8 protein-coding genes are annotated in these 17,939 nt (G+C 73.1%); 1 reads left to right on the forward strand and 7 read right to left on the reverse strand.

What is annotated here, in order from left to right:
* Positions 1–342: 342 nt before the first annotated feature.
* Together CCE02nite_RS18765 and CCE02nite_RS18770 are read right to left on the reverse strand one after the other, a co-directional pair.
* Positions 343–2,013, reverse strand: coding sequence for a 5-oxoprolinase subunit B/C family protein (locus tag CCE02nite_RS18765; protein ID WP_255318976.1), 1,671 nt, complete (start codon positions 2,011–2,013; stop codon positions 343–345).
* Positions 2,010–2,810, reverse strand: a complete 801-nt coding sequence (locus tag CCE02nite_RS18770) for a LamB/YcsF family protein (RefSeq protein WP_218027165.1) — start codon at positions 2,808–2,810, stop codon at positions 2,010–2,012. The genes CCE02nite_RS18765 and CCE02nite_RS18770 overlap by 4 nt, the downstream gene beginning before the upstream one ends.
* 82 nt (positions 2,811–2,892) lie before the next feature.
* Between CCE02nite_RS18770 and CCE02nite_RS18775 the strand changes: the two genes are divergently transcribed.
* Positions 2,893–3,498, forward strand: a complete 606-nt coding sequence (locus tag CCE02nite_RS18775; protein WP_141391123.1) for a GNAT family N-acetyltransferase — start codon at positions 2,893–2,895, stop codon at positions 3,496–3,498.
* 81 nt (positions 3,499–3,579) lie between these two features.
* Here CCE02nite_RS18775 and CCE02nite_RS18780 read toward each other — a convergent pair whose 3' ends face one another.
* From CCE02nite_RS18780 to CCE02nite_RS18800, 5 genes are all read right to left on the reverse strand, one after another.
* On the reverse strand, positions 3,580–8,571 hold the full coding sequence (locus tag CCE02nite_RS18780; RefSeq protein ID WP_141391124.1) for a ThuA domain-containing protein: 4,992 nt from the start codon (positions 8,569–8,571) through the stop codon (positions 3,580–3,582).
* Between the two features lie 201 nt (positions 8,572–8,772).
* Positions 8,773–9,453, reverse strand: a complete 681-nt coding sequence (locus CCE02nite_RS18785) for a hypothetical protein (protein ID WP_141391125.1) — start codon at positions 9,451–9,453, stop codon at positions 8,773–8,775.
* Between the two features lie 320 nt (positions 9,454–9,773).
* Positions 9,774–15,356 (reverse strand): ThuA domain-containing protein, encoded by a 5,583-nt coding sequence (locus CCE02nite_RS18790; RefSeq protein WP_170227380.1) that lies wholly within the window; start codon positions 15,354–15,356, stop codon positions 9,774–9,776.
* 106 nt (positions 15,357–15,462) lie between these two features.
* Positions 15,463–16,362: a sugar phosphate isomerase/epimerase family protein gene (locus CCE02nite_RS18795; RefSeq protein ID WP_255318977.1), complete on the reverse strand. Its 900-nt coding sequence runs from the start codon at positions 16,360–16,362 to the stop codon at positions 15,463–15,465.
* 226 nt (positions 16,363–16,588) lie between these two features.
* A complete protein-coding gene (locus CCE02nite_RS18800) occupies positions 16,589–17,818 on the reverse strand; it encodes a substrate-binding domain-containing protein (RefSeq protein ID WP_141391127.1) in 1,230 nt (409 codons plus the stop codon).
* Positions 17,819–17,939: the final 121 nt, after the last annotated feature.

The raw sequence follows: 17,939 nt of genomic DNA on the forward strand, positions 1-17,939 counted from the left end.
CCCTTCAACCTTACCAGGTCCTCCCCGGCTCCTCAACCCCGGCTGTTCGCCGTGGTCCAGTCGCCGTGGTCTTCCTCGTCGCGGGCAGGAGAACATTCTACGCCATGCGGTGGAAGGGTTTCGACCCCGGGACCAGCCACCTTCGATCGTTCGAGGCGGTGTCTGTTCCTCCCTGTCGGGCCGACATCCAGAACATTACGCGGCCCGTCGCGCCAGGGTCAAGCCGGGTCCGGGTGACCCGGCACACAGGCTGTCGGGCGTCCGCACGCGATCCCTCCCCAGGTCCGGGCACCTCGGACCTCCCTCGCGTCAGGCAGAGTCGCCACGTCAGGTCCCGGCCCGTCACGACGGCCGCGCGGCCCGCAGCACCACGCGGTCCCCCGGCCGGAGCTGGGCCGCCCGGTCGACGTCGTCGGCACGCAGGACCCCGATGACCGGGTAGCCCCCGGTGACCGGGCGGTCCGCCAGGAAGACGACCGGCCGACCGTCGGGCGGGACCTGCACCGCTCCGCGCACGAGCCCCTCGGAGGGCAGCTCTCCCGCACGGCGCGGGACCACCTGCCCGTCCAGCCGGATCGCGACCCGGTCGCTGTCCGCGCTCACGGTCCGCAGAGCACGCAACGCGTGCCACGCGCCCGGGAGGAACCAGTCGGCGCGCGGCCCGGGCAGGACCTCGAGCACCGCGCCCGCCCGCTCGCCGGGGCGCAGCTCCCCGGGAGCATGACGCACGGGCGCGACGCCGGGGACGGGCCAGCGACCCGCCACCGGGGCACCGACCGTCAGCTCGTCCCCCGGCCGCAGCGGCGCGGGGCCGATCCCCGCGAGGGTGTCGCGCGACCGCGACCCGAGGACGGCGTCCGGACCCACCCCGCCCCGCACCGCGGCGTAGGTCCGCAGGCCTCGCGCCGCGCGCCCGAGCCGCAGGACGCCGCCGGCCGGCACCGGGACAGGTGCGTTCATGCCCACGGGCATCCCGTCGATCGTCGCGGGGACCGCTGCCCCGCAGAGCGCGACCACCGCGCGCTCCCGGAACCGGAGCGCGAGCCCGCCGAGGGCGACCTCGAGCGTCGCGGCGCTCGCCAGGTTGCCGACGAGACGGTTCGCGAGCGCGTGGGACGTGCGGTCGGCGGCCCCCGACGGTCCGACGCCGATCGCCGCGAGACCGGGGCGCCCCGCGTCCTCGACGAGCACGAGCGGGCCCGTCGCGAGCACCTCGACGGTGGTCGTCGTCCTGGAGCCCGCACCCGCGCTCGGGCCGTCGCGGCCCTCCCCCGCCCCCCGGCCCGGGAGAACCTCCCCCGTCGTCGCGCCGGGCGCCGCGGTGCCGCGGCCGTCACACCGACCCGCGTCCGCGGGCACCGCGAGCCCCGAGGCACCGGCTCGGGACGGCACGAACCGCACCCGCGCACCGGGGGCGACGAGCGCGGGCGGGTCGCGGTCGACGTCGAACATCCGCGTGCTCGTGAGGCCCAGGAGCCGCCACCCACCCGGGGACTCGCCGGGGTAGACCGCGGTGAGCTCGCCCGCGAGCGCGACGGACCCCGCGGGGACGCGCGTACGCGGCGTCGCGAGCCGAGGTGCCGCGATGAGGGGGTCGACACCGGCCAGGTAGGTGAACCCCGGCGCGAAGCCGCCGAACGCGGCCTCGTACTCCCGTCCCGAGTGCCGGGCGACGACCTCCTCCGCGCTCACCCCCGCCCAGCGCGCGACGTCCTCCAGGTCGGGGCCGTCGTAGTGCACCAGGATCTCGACGACGGAGCCGGCGGACGTCGGTCCGTCGTCGGACGGCGCCCGGAGCAGTGCGTCCTCGACCCAGGCCCAGGCGTCCGCGACCGCCGTGGGCGCAGCGCACCGGACGAGCACGGTCCGCGCGGCCGGGACCACGTCGACGACGCCGGCCGGGGCCTCGGTCGTGAGCGCCCGGTGCAACGACCGCACGGCCGCCAGGTCGGGCAGGTCGACGAGCAGCGCCGTCTCGCCGAACCGGTGCACGGCGCCGACCGCTCCTGTCACGGCACCGCGCCGTCGGAGCCCGGGCCGACGGCGCCGGCGGCGACGAACGACCGCACCTCGACGCCGGCGTCCGCGAGCGCGACGCGGACGGCGCTCAGCAGCCCGACGGCGCCCGGGGTGTCGGAGTGGACGCACACCGAGTCCGCCTCGACCCGCAGGGACGAGCCGTCCGCGGCGGGCACCGTGCCCGACGTGGCGAGCTCCACGACGCGTCGGGCGACCTGCTCGGCGTCGTGCACGACGGCGCCCGGCAGGCCGCGCGGGACCAGCTCGCCCGTGGGGAGGTAGCCCCGGTCGGCGAACGCCTCGCGCACCGTCGGCACCCCCGCGGCGTCCGCGAGGCGGAGCACCTCCGAGCCCGACAGGCCGACCACGTGGAGCGCGGGGTCGTAGGCACGGACGGCGTCGACCACGGCGCGGGCCTGCACCTCGTGGTGGACGATCGCGTTGTAGAGCGCGCCGTGCGGCTTGACGTAGCGCACCCGGTCCCCCGCCAGGCGCGCGAAGCCGTCGAGCGCCGCGAGCTGGTAGAGCAGGTCGTCGGCGAGCTGGACAGGGTCGACCTCCATGAACCGGCGCCCGAAGCCCGCGAGGTCGAGGTAGCTCACGTGCGCGCCGACGCGCACGCCCCGGGCGACGGCGTCCCGCGTGACGGTCCGCATCGTCGTCGCGTCGCCGGCATGGAACCCGCACGCGACGTTCGCACTGGTCACGAGGCCGAGCAGGGCCTCGTCGTCGGCGAGCGTCCAGCGGCCGAAGCCCTCGCCGAGGTCGGCGTTGAGGTCGATGCGTGTCACCGGACCATCATGCCCGGAACGGGCCGGCGCCCGGGCGCGCGGGCCGACCGCGTCCTCAGCGTCGGGGCGTAGATTCGCGGGCATGCCCGACGACCTCCCGACCACGCCCACGACCGTGCACGTCCGGCGCGCCACGACCGAGGACGCACCCGCGCTCGCCGGGCTCGCAGCCCTGACGTTCCCGCTCGCGTGCCCGCCGGGCACGTCGCCCGAGGCGATCGCCGAGCACGTCGCGACGCAGCTCTCGTCCGAGCGGTTCCGCGTGTGGGCCGCGAGCGCCGCGCACGCGCTCCTCCTCGTCGAGCCGGTGCCCGACGACGTCACGGACGACGTCCCCGGCGCGCACGACGCCTCGGGCCTCCTCGGGTACGCGCTCCTCGTCCGCGGCGTTCCCGACGACCCCGACGTCGCGGCGGCCGTCGGGCCCGGCGAGGCGGTCGAGCTCTCGAAGATCTACGTGCACCCCGCGGCCCAGGGCACGGGGGTGGCGGGCGTGCTCATGACCGCGGCTGCCGAGGCGGCCGCGCGGCTCGGGCCCGGCCTGCCCGTGTGGCTCGGCACGAACGGTCTCAACGCGCGGGCGCAGGCGTTCTACCGCAAGCACCGGTTCGACGTCGTCGGCGGACGCACCTACGTCGTCGGCGGCGAGACGCACACCGACGTGGTCATGGCGCTCCCCCGGACCTGACGGGGCGCGACCACCCGCACGACCGAGGGCCGGTCGGGGACGTCCCCGACCGGCCCTCGGCCTGCTGTCCGAGCTGCGGTGTCAGCCGCAGCTCCTGGCGTCGTACGCGACGTCGGCCGCGAACGTGCGGCCGCCACCGGTCGCCGCGATCCCCACGACGCCCGCCTCGACGGACGTCGCCCGGGCCGCGAACGACTGGTACGCCGAGGCGCCCGGCTGGACGCCGGTGAACGCCTTGGTGCCGAACGGCGTCGTCAGCGTGACGTCGAGCGGCACGTCGTCGGCGTTCGCCGCGCGCACCGCGACGTACGCCTTGCCGGCGAGGCACCGGACCTGGACCTCGGTCGTGACGTCGAGCGGCTGCTCGACCACCTCGCCCTCGAGGACGAAGTCCTCGAACGCGACGACCGTGGGCTGGGTCTGGTTCTTGCCGAGCGCGAACGGCCCGACGCCGATCCCGTCGAGCTGGTCGTTCGTCACGGCGGCGAACGCGGTCCACTGCTCGCCGTCGAGCGACCACGAGCCGACGAACGTGTCGCCGGACCGGGCGAGGCGCACGTGGTACGTCCCGTCCGCCTCGCGGGGCAGGGCGCTGACGCCGGGCTGCGGCTGCAGCACGACGTCCCCCTTCTCGCTGCGGAGCTCGAAGCCGACCGTCCCGGCGGTGCCGCCGTTGTGGATCACGCCGACCTTCACGTAGTTGGCCTGGTCCTTGTAGACCATGAGGCCGCCCTGGTGGTAGTTCTGCGTGAGGTCGGCGCGCACCGTCGTCTCGACGGTCCACTCGTCGCCCGTCACGACCTTCGAGCGGACGATGTTCGGCACGGTGGAGTTCGTCGCGCCGTACACGTCGTCGTCGGTCGTGGTGAGCTGCAGCGCGCCGTCGGCGACGGCGAGCCGCGACGGGTCGGCGTCGACGACGTACCAGCGGCACGGGTCGAGGCCGAGGCCGGAGCCGCTGCCGTCGAACGTGTCGCTCGCCGTGACGTCCTCGCACACGGGGACGCCGCTGCCGTCGACCTCGCGCACGTGGTCGAACGCGACGTCGATCTGGTTCGCACCCGCGCCCTTGCCGAGCGCGAACACGCCGACGCCCGCGTCGCCGAGCCCCGCGTGCGTGACGGCGCGCGTGGTCGGGACCCAGGTCTGCCCGTTGTCGAGCGAGTACGACCCGGTGAACGAGTCGCCGTCGCGCGACAGCCGCAGCAGGTACTCGCCGTAGACGGGCTTCGCGATGTCGAGGACGTCGCCGTTCGTGGACTGCACGACGTCGCCGATCTCGCTGCGGAGCTCGACGCGCAGGCTGCCGGGGTGCTGGACCACGGCGAGCTTGACGTAGTCGGACTCCGAGGCGCGCACGATGAGGCCGCCCTGCTGGTACTGGTTCGCGAACGCGGCCGTCATCTTCGTCTCGACCGTCCAGGAGTCGCCCGGCTGGTCCGTCGTGATGATGTTCGGGACGCGCTGGTTCCCGGTGCCCGCGAAGTCGGCGTCGGTCGTGCGCACGACCCACTTCCCGTCACGCACCTGGGCGAGGTCGGGGCGGAGGTCGACGACGTCCCAGCGGCAGCCGTCGAGCGCCTCGCCCTCGAACTCGTCCCCAGGCCCGCGCTGCGGGTCCGGCTCGGCGCACTCGAGCGTCCCGTACACGGAGACCGCGACGGTCCCGGTCGCGCGCGCGCCCGCCGGGTCGCTCACGGTGACCGTGGCCGTGTAGGTCCCGGCCGCGGTGTACGTGTGCTGCGCGGTCGCGCCCGTCGCCGTGCCGCCGTCGCCGAACTCCCACGCGTAGGTGAGATCGTCGCCGTCGGCGTCGGACGCCTGGGCGGCGAACGCGACGTCGAGCGGCGCGTCGCCGGTGGTGGGCGTGGCCGTCACGGAGGCGACCACCGGGGCCACGTTGTTCGCCGCGCCCCGACCCGTGAAGGTGACCGAGTCGACGTCGAACATGTCGCCCGTCGCCCCCGTCGTCGAGCGCGCGACGAAGTAGAGCGTGCGCGTGCCGCCCGGGTCGGTGACCGGGACCGCCTGCGTCCGTGCCGGCGTCTCCCAGCTCCCGGTCGACGACAACGTGAGCGTCGCGAGGACCGGGCCGTCCGCGGCGCCGTCCCGCACGTCGAGCACGCCGCCGGAGCCGCCCGAGCTGTACCGCGCGGAGATCGCGTCGATGCCCGCGAGGTTCATCCGGTCGAACGCGAACCAGTCGCCGGCCGCGATGTACCCGACCTGCTTGCCGCCCTCGGAGACCTCCTTCGCGACGACCTGGACGCCCTGGCTGTCGGTGAAGTACTCGGCCTGCTTGGTGCGCGTGTGCAGGACGGCCTCGTCGTCGGACGTGAGCGCGGGCACGCCGTCGGCGCCCCCGCCGTCGGTGTAGGTCGCGTTGACCACGCCGAAGATGTTCGCGTCGAGGCCGTGCCCCTCGTCCTTGGCGGTCGTGAGGACGCCCTCGCAGCCCGTGGCGCTGGACAGCGGGTGGCCGTGGTTGTCGTGGCCGAGGATGTACTCGACGACGACGCGGCTGCAGTCGACCTGCGCGCCGTCCTCCGCGTCGGTGACCGTGACCCGGAACGGGACCTGGTCGCCGAAGTCGAAGAACTGGCCGTCGGCCGGGAGCTCGAGCGTGACCTCGGGCGCGGTGTTGCCCACGGTGATGGTCGTGGTCGCGACGCCCTGCTTGCCGTCGGCGTCGGTCACGGTGAGCCGCACCTCGTGCCGGCCGTTCTCGGTGAACGTCCGCGAGACCTGGGCGTCGGTGGCGTCGGTCTCGCCGTCACCGTCGAGATCCCAGGCGTACGTGAACTCCTTGCCGTCCGGGTGCGAGGACCCGGTGCCGTCGAAGGACACCGCGAGCGGCGCCTGACCGTTCGTCGGCGAGGCGTCGATCTGCGCGACGGGCGAGCGCCCCCCGCGCACGTAGTCGATCCGGTAGACGGCCGAGAGCGCGTCGCCCCCGAAGTAGCCGCCGCCGTAGTCCAGCACGTAGAGCGAGCCGTCCGGTCCGAACTCGAGGTTCATCGGCCGGCGCAGGTCCATGAACTCCAGCGCCGGGACGAAGCCCGCGGGGCTGCCGTCCTCGGCGCGGATCGCCTCCTTGATCCACGCACGGTCCCACTCGTAGAGCAGCGGCTTGCCGTCGTAGTACGCGGGGAACTTGGTCTCCGACTCGAGCTCGGGGTCGTAGTCGTAGACGACGGCGCCCATCGGGGACTCGCCGCCCGTCCCGAACGCGGGCACGGACCCGCCGTCGTACGGCTGCCACGCCGGCACGGCGGGCGGGAGGTCGACCAGACCCGTGTTGTGCGGGCTCGTGTTCTTCGGCGCCGCGCAGTCGAACTTCGGCCCCGAGACCTTCGTCTCGAAGTCGTAGTCGTTGTACGCGAGGTTGTCGCCGATGCAGAACGGCCAGCCGTAGTTGCCCGCCTCGGCGATGACGTTGAACTCGACCGTGCCGCCGGGGCCGCGGTTGGCGTTCGCGCCGCCCGCGTCGGGGCCGTAGTCGCCGAGGTGGACCTCGCCCGTCGCCTTGTCGACGGCGAAGCGGAACGGGTTGCGGAAGCCCATCGCGTAGATCTCGGGCCGGGTCTTGCCGGCCTCGTACTCACCCTCCGGGAAGAGGTTGCCCTCGGGCACGGTGTACGAGCCGTCCTCGGCGACCGTGATGCGCAGGAGCTTGCCCCGCAGGTCGTTCGTGTTCCCGGAGCTGCGGCGCGCGTCGAACGCGGGGTTGCGGGTCGCCCGCTCGTCGATCGGCGCGTAGCCGTCCGACGCGAAGGGGTTCGTGTCGTCGCCCGTCGACAGGTAGAGGTTGCCCTCGGCGTCGAAGTCGATCTCGCCGCCCGCGTGGCAGCACAGGCCGCGGTCGGCCGGGACCTCGAGGATCTTCTGCTCGCTCGCGAGGTCCAGCAGGTTCTGCTCCGTGAGCCGGAACCGCGAGAGCTGGTTGTACCCCTCGAACGCCTCGAACGCGGCCGGGTCGGCCGACGTCTCGGGGGCGTCGCCCGGCGGGGTGTCGAGCTTGGGCGCGTAGTAGAGGTACACCCAGCGGTTCTGGGCGAAGCCCGGGTCGATCGCGACGCCCTGGAGGCCGTCCTCGTCGTGCGTGTACACCGGGACGGTGCCCGCGAGCGCCGTCGTGGCGTCCGCGGTCGTGTACCAGACGCGCCCGTCGCGCGAGGTGTGCAGGACGTCGCCGTCGGGCAGGACGGCCATGGCGATCGGCTCGCCCGTCTTGGCCGCGCCCTTGGCGAGCGTCACCTGCTCGAACGAGGCGTCGACGGTCGCGCCGCAGTCGGCGTCGACGGCGCCCGCGGCGGTCTGGATGCCGCCGAGCAGGTGCTGGACGAACGCCGGGTCGGTGTACGACTCGTCGGTGTGGCCGCCGCCGGTGTACCAGGACCGGCCGCCGTCGTACTCCTGGCACCACGCGATCGGGTGGTCGGCGCCCATGGCGCCCGACCCCGGGGAGTACGAGGACTCGTCGAGGCTCGCGAGCACGTGGACCTGGCCGCGCGGGTTCTCGCGGTAGTTGTACCACTCGTCGTACCGGTCCCAGGAGGCCGGCAGGTGGGCGGTCGAGGGGTGCTCGTCGTCGGCGACGACGACCGTCGCGTCCTGGTTCTGCGGGTGGCTGTCGAAGTACGCGCCGACGAGCTCGCCGTACCAGGGCCAGTCGTACTCGGTGTCGGACGCGGCGTGGACGCCGGCGTACCCGCCGCCGGCCGCGATGTACCGCTCGAACGCGCCCTGCTGCTCGTCGTTCAGGACGTCGCCCGTGGTGGACAGCCAGACGACGGCGTCGTAGCGGGCGAGGTTCTCGTCCGTGAAGGCTCCCGCGTCCTCGGTCGGGGTCACCGCGAAGTGGTGGTCGGTGCCGAGCTGCTGGATCGCCGCGACGCCCGCGGGGATCGAGCCGTGCCGGAACCCGGCGGTCTTGCTGAAGACCATGACGGAGAACTCGTCGTGCGCGGCGGCGGGGGCCGCCGTCGCGAGGGTGAGCGCCGGCGCGACGAGGGCCGCGGCGGTGACCGCCGCGACCCCCTGGCGCCGACCTCTCGAAGGTCGTGCTGTCACTTCTCCTCCTTGAGAACTGATCGGTGCGGCTCGGCGCCGTTGCCGGTCCGCAGGTCCTACGCTCCTTCCTCGTGGTGCGTCGTCGGGACCGCGCGTCGTCGCGCGGGGCTCCGGTCAGGTCCCGGTCGGGCTCGGCCTGCACCCCGGAGGGCGCCCGACCGGGAGGTCGGTGGGGCGGCCCCTTTGTGGGGCCGCCGTCGGTCAGTGGTCGTGGTCCTCGTGCGCGTCCTCGTCCGCGGAACCGCCCTCGTGCCCGAGGTCCGTGCCGCCGTCGAGCGAGTCGTCCGGGTGCACGGGCAGGAACACGTGGACGTGGCCCTGCCCACCGGCGGTCGAGCGGAGGTCGAGCTGGATCGCGGCGAGACCCCACGCGTCGACGGCGCGCGTGCGCAGGTCGCCGGCGAGGGCGTAGAGGTCGGACGCAGCCGTCGGGTCGCTCGTGTCCTCGGCGGCCGCGAGGCCGACGGCGTCGAGCGTGTCGCCGACGAGCTCGAGCGAGGTGAGCATCCCGTTGCGGACGATGTTGTGCTCGGAGGAGCCGCTCTGGAGCGACTCGGTCTCGGCCACGAGACCGTCGACGGTCGCTCGCCACTCCGCGATCTCGGCCGGGTCGGCCGGGACGGCGGTCGAGCCGTCGACGGGGAGCACCGCGTGCAGCCCGTGCAGGACGGGGACGAGCTCGGTCTGCACGTGCTGGGCGTGCTCGATCGAGGCGACGAGGTTGTCGGCGTCGCGCGCCTCCTCGGCCGCCTCGAGCTCGGCGACGCGCGCGGGGTCGACGGCGAACCCGTCGTCGGTCGCGGCCGGCGCCTCGCGCGTGAGCGCCACGACGAGCGCGACCACCACCGCGACGACGGCGAGCGCGGCGAGGGCAAGGAGCACCCGGCGCCAGGGGTCGAGACCCGCGAACCACCGGCGCGCGCGGACGCGCGCCGGCGGTCGGGGCTCGGGGCGGCCGGCACCGCCCCGGTCTGCGGGACGGGAGCGCGCGGACGTCGTCGTCGGGCCGCCCGTACGGCCGGAGCCCTTCCGGGCGTCTTTCGCCGTGGGCGTCCGAGTCGCTGACGTCCGTCCTGCGGTGCGCTGCGCCACCTGTCGCTCCTGTCCTTGGTCGTCCCGCTCGGTGTGCGCCGGCCCGGCCACGAGGCCGGGCCGGCGCGGTGGCCGGTGACGGGAGCGGGTCGCCCGTCACCGGCCCGCCGTCAGCCGCAGCTCACGGCGTCGTACGGCACCTCGATCTCGGTCGTGACGTCGCCGAGCGTCGCCGTGACCGTCGCCGTGCCCGCGTCGAACGACGCCGCACGCGACGCGAACGACTGGTAGGCGTTCGCCCCCACCTCGACCGCGCCGAACTCCTTGGAGCCGAACGGCGTGGTCAGGGTGATCGCGACGGGCGCCTCGTCGGCGTTCGTCGCGCGGAGCGCGAGGTACGCCTTGCCCGCGAGGCAGCGGGCGGAGGCGGTGACCTCGACGTCGACGGTGGGCTCGGGCTCGGACTCCGTCGTGAGACGGAACCAGTCGAACGCCACCGTGACCGGCGTCTCCTGGTCCGGGCCGATCGCCATCAGACCGACCTTCGTCAGCGCCGCGTCGTTGGTGACCGGGTCGCCCAGCGGCGTCCAGTTCACCCCGCCGTCGCTGACCCAGCCCTGGTACGTGCTCCCCAACTTCTCGAGGCGCACGTACCAGTAGCCCGACTCGGTCGAGTCGGCGAGCTCGAGCTGGCGGTTGCCGCCGTTGCCGAACTGGCCGCCCTTCTCCGAGACGAGCTCGGCGCCGAGGTTCAGCGCCGCACCCGGGGCGTTCTTCGCGAGCACGTCCGCCTTGACGTAGTTGTCGTCGTCGCCGTACGCGATGAGGCCCGCGAGCTGCCACCGGTGCACGAGCGGCGCCTTGAACCGCGTCTCGACGACCCAGTCACCCTCCGGAGCGGTCTGGAGGACGAAGTTGCGCGGGTCGCCGTTGTTCCCGGCGTTGATGTCGCCCGGCTGGGTCGTGATGCGCAGCTCGCCGTCGGCGACGGCGACCTTCGACCCGTCGTACCGGACGATCGCGTCCCAGCGGCAGCCGTCGAGGGCGTCGCCCTCGAACTCGTCGCTCGGCTCGCGCACGCCGTCGTCCGGGTCGCTCCCCGTGACGTGGACGTAGTCGACCTTCGCGACCGTGTTCGCGGTCGCCGTGTCGCCGCCCGCCATGACGCCGAACGTCGCGTCGGGCTTGACCGGCGCGGAGCCCGCGAGCGCCGTCCACGCCTGGCCGTCCGCCGAGTACGCGGCCGTGATGGCGGAGCCGTCCGAGACGAGGCGCAGGTAGATCGCCGACGGGAAGTCCCCGGCGACGTTCGTCTGGCCGTGCCACGTGCGGGACCCGCCGGTCTCGGTCTGGAACTCGAGGAAACGGTTGCCGTTCTGGTTCTTCGTGAACGCGAGCTTGGTGTACTCGTCGTCGGTCACGTGGACCAGGAGGCCGGCGTGCTGCCAGTGCCGGGCGAGCGGGACGTCGAGCTTGGTCTCGAGCGTCCACGCCCCGGCGGGTGCCGGCTGACCGAGGTAGCTGATCGGCCCGGTCACGGCCTCGTTGATGTCGCCCTGCACGACCGGCAGGACGGCGTGGCCGTCGGCGACGGTGATCGGCTGGCCCTCGGCCTGGCGGACGACCGTCCACCGCGGGTCGAGCGCGTCGCCCTCGAACTCGTCGGACGAGCCCGCGAGGCACTGCGGCGGGGTCTCCTCGCCGGGCTCCTCGGTCTGCGGGTCGTCGTCGAACGCGAAGTCCTGGAACTCGACCGCGCTCGTCGCCGTCGTGCTGTGCGCCGTGACGAAGAGACCCACGTCCTGGACGGACGCCGCACCCGGCAGGGCCTGCGGCTCGCCGATCTGCGTGAAGTTCTCGCCGTCCTTGCTCCAGGAGGCCGTGTAGAGGTCGCCGTCGCGCACGATCCGCACCCACGCGGGGTAGCTCGTCGAGCTCGCGGCGCTCGACGTCGCGAGCTGACCGCTCGCGTTGCCGCGCAGCCACTCGAAGCCGCCGCTCGGGCGCATCCCCAGGGCCGCGTAGCCCTGCGAGTTCGCCGTCTGCGTGACGTCGTTGCGGACGATGATCCCGGCCTTGGCGGACCCGTTCGAGTTGCCCTGGCTGTTGATCTTCACGGTCGCCGACCAGTTCTCGTCGGCGCCCTGCTCACGGTAGATCGTCGAGTACTCGTTGGTGCCCTGCCACATGTTCGCGCCGCCCGACGTGACGAGGTACTTGCCCTCGGCGAGCTGCTCGAACGTGCCGTTCGCGTTGGTGAAGGTCTTCATCCCCGCGAAGAGGTCACCGACCTGGGCGAGGACGACGCGCGAGCGCGTGTACAGGCCCTTGTCGTTCGTGGCGACGGCGGTCAGCTCGTAGTAGTTGTCCGCCGTGGGGTTCCACGTGGCCTCGTACGGAGCCGTGTCGTCGACGCCGAGGGACTCGCCGTCGACGAAGAACTCGACCTGCGTCACGGTGTTCTCGGCGTCGTCCGCCTCCGCGGTGACCGTCATCTCGCCCTGCTCGAGGCGGACGCCCGCCTCGGGGGACGTGATGCGGACCTTGGGGCGGGTCGTGCCCGAGACGCCCTTGCCGTCGGCCTCGATGAAGTTGAGGCGACGCTCGCCCTCGCCCGGGAAGACGACGTAGAGCGTGAACGGCTCCATCGGGTCGGTGACCTCGACGGTCACGTCCGTGAACGTGCCGAGCCCGGTCTGCGGGATCTCGGCCGTGCCGAGGAGCTCGCCGTCGGCCGCGTCGCGACGCAGCTCGATCGTGCCCTCGGCCGCCGCCGCGACGCGCAGGTTCAGCGCCTGCACGCCGTAGAGGCTCACGGGGTCGTACGACGCCCAGGAACCGTTCGACCCGGTGATGACGGAGCCGCCGCCCTCGACGTCCCGGCTCGGGATCGTCGTGGTGCCGTCGGAGGCCGCGTGGAACTCCGCCTCGCGCTTCTTCGGGAAGATGAGCGTGGTGTCCGAGCCGGTCAGCGCGGGCACGTCGCCCTCGCCGCCGCGGTCGGTGTAGCGCGCGTCGATCACGTAGAAGACGTTCATGTCCTCGCCGTGGCCGCCGCCGAGGCTCGTCGCCACGGTGCCCGTGCGGCCGTGCAGCGGCTCGGCGGGGTGCGCGTGCGCGTCGTGCCCGAGCGCCGGCTGGATGATGACCTGCTCGTCGTCGATCGCCTCGCCGTCGGGCGAGTCCTCCGCGTCCGTCACCGAGACGTCCCACGTGATGTCGTCGCCGAAGTTGAAGAACGAGCCGGTGGGCGGCAGGCCGAAGTCGACCTCGGGCCGCGTGTTGCCCACCGTGATCGGCACGGTCGCCGTGCCCACCTTGCCGGCGGGGTCGGTCACCGTGAGGCGAGCGTCGTAGACGCCGTTCTCGGTGTACGTGTGGCTGGGCGCGGCGGACTCGGAGTCCGTCGTCCCGTCACCGTCGAAGTCCCACGCGTACGTGAGCTCCTCGCCCTCGGGGTCGGTGCTCCCCGTACCGTCGAACGTCACCTCGAGGGGCGCGATGCCGGAGTCCGGCGTCGCGACCGGCTTCGACACCGGCGAGCGCGAGCCCGACAGGTAGTCGATGCGGTGCAGGCCCGAGTTCGGGTTGTCACGGCCGAAGCCGCCGCCCCAGTCGAGCACGTACATCGCGCCGTCGGGGCCGAACTTGGAGTCGATCGGCGCGAGGAACTGCTCCTGCGGGAGGAACGGGTTGACCTTCTCGACGTCGGTCGCGCCGGGCGCGGCCTCGGGGTCCTTGAGGTCGATCGTGTACATCTTGTTGCGGGCCCACTCGTAGAAGAAGGCCTTGCCGTCGTACGACGCCGGGAACTTCGTGTCCGAGTCGAGCTCCGGGTCGAACTGGTAGAACGGGCCGCCCATGGGCGCGAGGCCGCCGCCGGCGTTGATCGCGCCGGGGACGGACGAGCGCTGGTAGCCGTACCACAGGTCCGCCGGCTGGGCCGGGGGCAGCTCGGTGAGGCCCGTGTTCTTCACGGAGTCGTTGACGGGGTTGTCGCAGTCGAAGAAGTCACCCACGGTGACGGGGCTCGTCCGGTAGTCGACGTCGCGGAACGGCTCGTTGTTGCCCATGCACAGGGGCCAGCCGAAGAAGCCGGGCTCCTTGATGAGGTTCCACTCGGCGATGCCGGCCGGTCCGCGGGTGGCCGGGTTGTCCGACCCGTTGTCGGGCGAGTAGTCGGCGACGCCGAGGTTGCCCGTCTTCGCGTCGATCGTGAACCGGAACGGGTTGCGGAAGCCCATCGCGTAGATCTCCGGCAGCGTCTTCTCGGTGCCCGGGGCGAACAGGTTGCCCTCGGGGATCGAGTACGTGCCGTCGGCCTCCGGGTGGATGCGCAGCACCTTGCCGCGCAGGTCGTTCGTGTTCGCGGACGTCGCGCGCGCGTCGTGCCACGTGCCGTCCCGCTCCGAGATCGGCGCGTAGCCGCCCGACGGCTCGGAGTGCGGGTTCACGTCGTCGCCGACGCCGATGTACAGGTCACCGGTCTCGTGGTCGACGAGGAGGCCGCCGCCCGTGTGACCCGGCTCGTCGGGCAGGCGCCCGGCCGGGATCTCCATCAGGACCTTCTCCGACGCCGGGTCGATCACCGTGGAGCCGGGCCCCTCGGAGGAGACGGTGAACCGCGAGACGCGGCTGAAGAAGTTCGCCGGGTCGGAGTCGTTCGAGCTCGCCGGCGAGTAGTACTGGTACAGGTACCCGTTCTCGGCGAAGTCCTTGTCGAGCGCGATGCCGAGCAGGCCGTCCTCTCCGCCCGAGTACACGGGGATCGTGATGGCGGTCGTGGTGTTCTGCGTCCGCGGGTCGTACACGCGGATCTGCCCGCGCACGAGCTCGGTGTAGAACACGCGGCCGTCGGGCGCGACGTCCATGCCGAACGGCGCGCTCGTGTTGGAGTCGAGCGCGATCTTCTCGAACGAGCCCCAGTCGGTGCCGCCGCAGTCGCCCTCGACGAGGCCCGCGGCCCACTGCACGCCGCCGACGACGTGCTGCACGAAGTCGGGTTCCTGCGTGTAGTGCGCCCCGAAGTGGCCCATGCCGGTCATCCAGGCACGACCGCCGTCGTAGGGCTTGCACCACGAGATCGGGTGGTCGTAGCCCATCTTGTTGCCGCCCGCGTCGTACGTGGACTCGTCCATCGTGGCGAGCACGTGCGCGCTGCCCCGGACGTTGGCCGAGAAGTTGTACCACTCGTCCGCGCGCGTCCAGCGCTGGGACAGGTGCTCGGTCGACGGGTGCGTACGGTCCTCGACGCGGACGGTGCCCGGGAGGCCCGGGCTGGTGCCGGTGGCGGCGTGACCGGGCATGAGCGCCCCGATCATGTCGTCCCACCAGCCGTAGCTGCCGCGCATGTCCGTGGCGTTGTGGATCGCGACGATGCCGCCGCCCGCCTGCTGGTAGCGCTCGAGCGCCGCCTTCTCGTCGGCGTTCCACGGGTCGCCCGACGTCTGGAACATGACCAGGGCGTCGTACTGCGCGAGGGTCTCGTCGTTGAAGACGGTCGAGTCCTCCGTGTGGTCGGACGCGATGCCGACCTCGGCGAACGCCGCCTCGAGCACCGGGGTGCCCTGCGTGATCGCCTCGGTGTGCCGGAACTGGGTCGTCTTGGTGAAGATGAGCACCTTGTGCTCTTCGTCCGCGGGGACGGGGTCGTCGGCGGCGCTGGCCATCGTGACGGGCGCGAGCGTGAACGCGAGCGCTCCGATGGTCAGAGCCGCGACGGACCTCGCCCTGCGTGGGCGTCGTGCGGTCATCGTGGGTGCCTCCAGGGGCATGACGTGCGGACCCGGACGTCGTCGTCCGGGAAGGGTGGTCGTCATCCCGCGGCGTGCCGGCGCTGCGGTCGTGGATCGACTACGGCTACGGGTGCTCCGGCGTGGGCATCAGTCCCTTCAGGTGGGCCAGGCCATCGACGGCGATGGCGTCCTGGGTCGGCGCCAGCGGCCGCCAGATGGAGGCGGCCGTGGCGATCGTCGCGTTGTCGGCCGTGAAGGACTCGATGACGAGGGGTCCGTCGTAGCCGGTCGCGTCGAGCGCGGCGAGGAGGGCGGGCCAGTCGAGGTGGTCGTTGCCGGGTGCGCCCCGGTCGTTGCCGCACACCTGGACGTGCACGATGCGCTCGCCCGCGCGCGCGACCGCCGCAGGCAGGTCCGTCTCCTCGATGTTCATGTGGTAGACGTCGAGCATGAGGCCGATGCCGGCCGCGGGCAGGCGCCGCACGACCTCCAGCCCTTGGTCGACGGTGTTGACGAGGCTCGTCTCGTAGCGGTTCAGCGGCTCGAGACCGACGACGACGCCCGCCGCCGTCGCGTGCTCGACGACCGGGGCCAGGTTCTCGGCGAGCTCGGCGTACGCCGCCTCGCGCTCCGCGGGGCTCAGGCGCCACGTGCGCCCGACCGACGCGTACGCCGGCCCGCCGATCACCGGGGCGCCGACCGCGTGCGCGACGTCGACGACGTGGCGCAGGTAGTCCTGCGTGGCGCGCACCGTCGCGGCATCCGCGGCGACCAGCTCGCGACCCTCGCCCATGACGAGCGAGACGCTCGCGTCGAGACCGTGGTCGGCGAGGACCGACGCCGCGGTCGCGGGGTCCCAGTCGCCCGGGTTCTCCACGGGCAGCTCGAGCACGTCGAAGCCCCACCCCGCGACACGGGGCGCGATGCCGCGCAGGGCGTCGTCGGTGAGCGGGGAGGTCCAGACCCACGTGTTGACGCCGAGCGCACGACGGCGCAGCGGCGGGGTCGGGGAAGGAAGAGCCACGTCGCTCTCTCTCGTCGGGTCCGAGCGCTCGGCCGTCCCGCCCGCGTGCCCGACGCCGCGGGGCACCTCCGCACGGGAGGTGCGCCGCGTCGTCGGGCGGGCGGGCGGGGCACCCGGCCGGTCGGACGGCGACCGGGCGGCCCCTGGGTGGCCCGACCGCGAGGGTCGGACCGGGTGGTGCTCCGGCCCTCTCAGGTCCGGTGCGGACGACCGGTCAGCGGTCCGGTCAGCGGTCGGTCCATGCCTCCGGGAAGCCCGGCAGGTCCTCGCCACCGAACTTCGCGTAGTGCAGCGACGGCATGTCCTTGTTCGCCTCGAGGTACGCGTCGAGCTCCTCGGCGTCGATCGGCGCCTGCGGCAGGACCCACTCCGAGGGCACCTGCTCGCCGGCCCAGATCATCTGGGCCGCGAGGATCGGGGTGCGCCACTGGAAGTTCGAGTACACGGCGCCGAGGGCGGTCATGTCCGTGTCCTTCCACTTGCGCAGGAAGCTCATCTCGTCCTCGCCCATGAAGACCGGGTAGGGCTTGCCGGCGTCCTCGAACGCCTCGACCGCCGCGACGGCGCCGTCGCCCGCGTCCATCCAGATGCCGTCCACGTCACCACGCTGGAGGTACTGCGTGACGATGTCCTTGATCTTCGCGCCGTCACCGCCGGTGAACTCCGCGCCCACGACCTCGAGCTCGGACTCCGAGAAGATCTTGTCGGCCGCGGCCCAACGGTTCTCGAGCACGTCCACGCCGGGGAGGATGCGCAGCGCGAGCACCTTCGAGCCCGGCTCCAGGTTCTCGACGAGGAACTCGGCGCCGTCGGCGCCGTACGCGTAGCCGCCGATCGGGTGGATGAACGTGACCATGCAGTCGGTGTTCACACCGCGGTCGAACACGATGACCGGCTTGCCCGACTCGCACGCGGCCTCGACCGCGGGCGTCAGGGTCGCCGTCGTCGACGGCGAGATGACGATCGCGTCGCAGTCGCCCGCCTCGACGAACGCCTGGATGTCGGAGATCTGCTTGTTGTCGTCGTCCGCCGCGTCCGAGACGCGGAACTCGCCGATCACGCCCTCCTCGGTGAGGACGTCGACCTGCTGCTGCATCGTGATCCAGCCGGTCACGCGCCACGGGTTGGACACCGACGCGTTCGAGAAGCACAGCGTCTTGCCGCCGCCCTCGCTCGCGTACTCGGCCGTGTCCACGTACTCGGGCTCGATCGCCTGGAGCCACGGCTGGTCGGCCGGGCCCTCGGGCACGACCTCGCGCTGGGCGAGCTGACGGTCGTAGTCCGCCTGGACGAACCACTCGGAGTCGGCGCCGCCGGACTCCTCGCCCGCGGGGCTCTCCTCGGCCGAGGTCTCGCCACCCTCGCCGGTGTCGGTGGGGGTGTCGGTCGTGCAGGCGGCCGTGAGGAACAGCGTGGCCACCGCCGCGCCGGCCAGGAGTGCTCGTGTACGTCGCATGTCCTTCTCTCCTTGGGGGTGAGACGTCGTCGTCCCGCAGCGTGCGGGGGAAGGGGATACAGCTCGGAAGGGGGTCTTTCGGGGCGTGGTCGAGGTCGCGCGGGCGGGAGACCGCCGGGGC

Source organism: Cellulosimicrobium cellulans (assembly GCF_006539945.1).
Taxonomy (GTDB): domain Bacteria; phylum Actinomycetota; class Actinomycetes; order Actinomycetales; family Cellulomonadaceae; genus Cellulosimicrobium; species Cellulosimicrobium cellulans.

Excerpts from the sequence above, each read along its gene's own strand:
- CCE02nite_RS18775 (WP_141391123.1), top strand. The coding sequence starts at position 2,893 with ATGCCCGACGACCTCCCGACCACGCCCACGACCGTGCACGTCCGGCGC.
- CCE02nite_RS18790 (WP_170227380.1), bottom strand. The coding sequence starts at position 15,356 with ATGACCGCACGACGCCCACGCAGGGCGAGGTCCGTCGCGGCTCTGACC.
- CCE02nite_RS18800 (WP_141391127.1), bottom strand. The coding sequence starts at position 17,818 with ATGCGACGTACACGAGCACTCCTGGCCGGCGCGGCGGTGGCCACGCTG.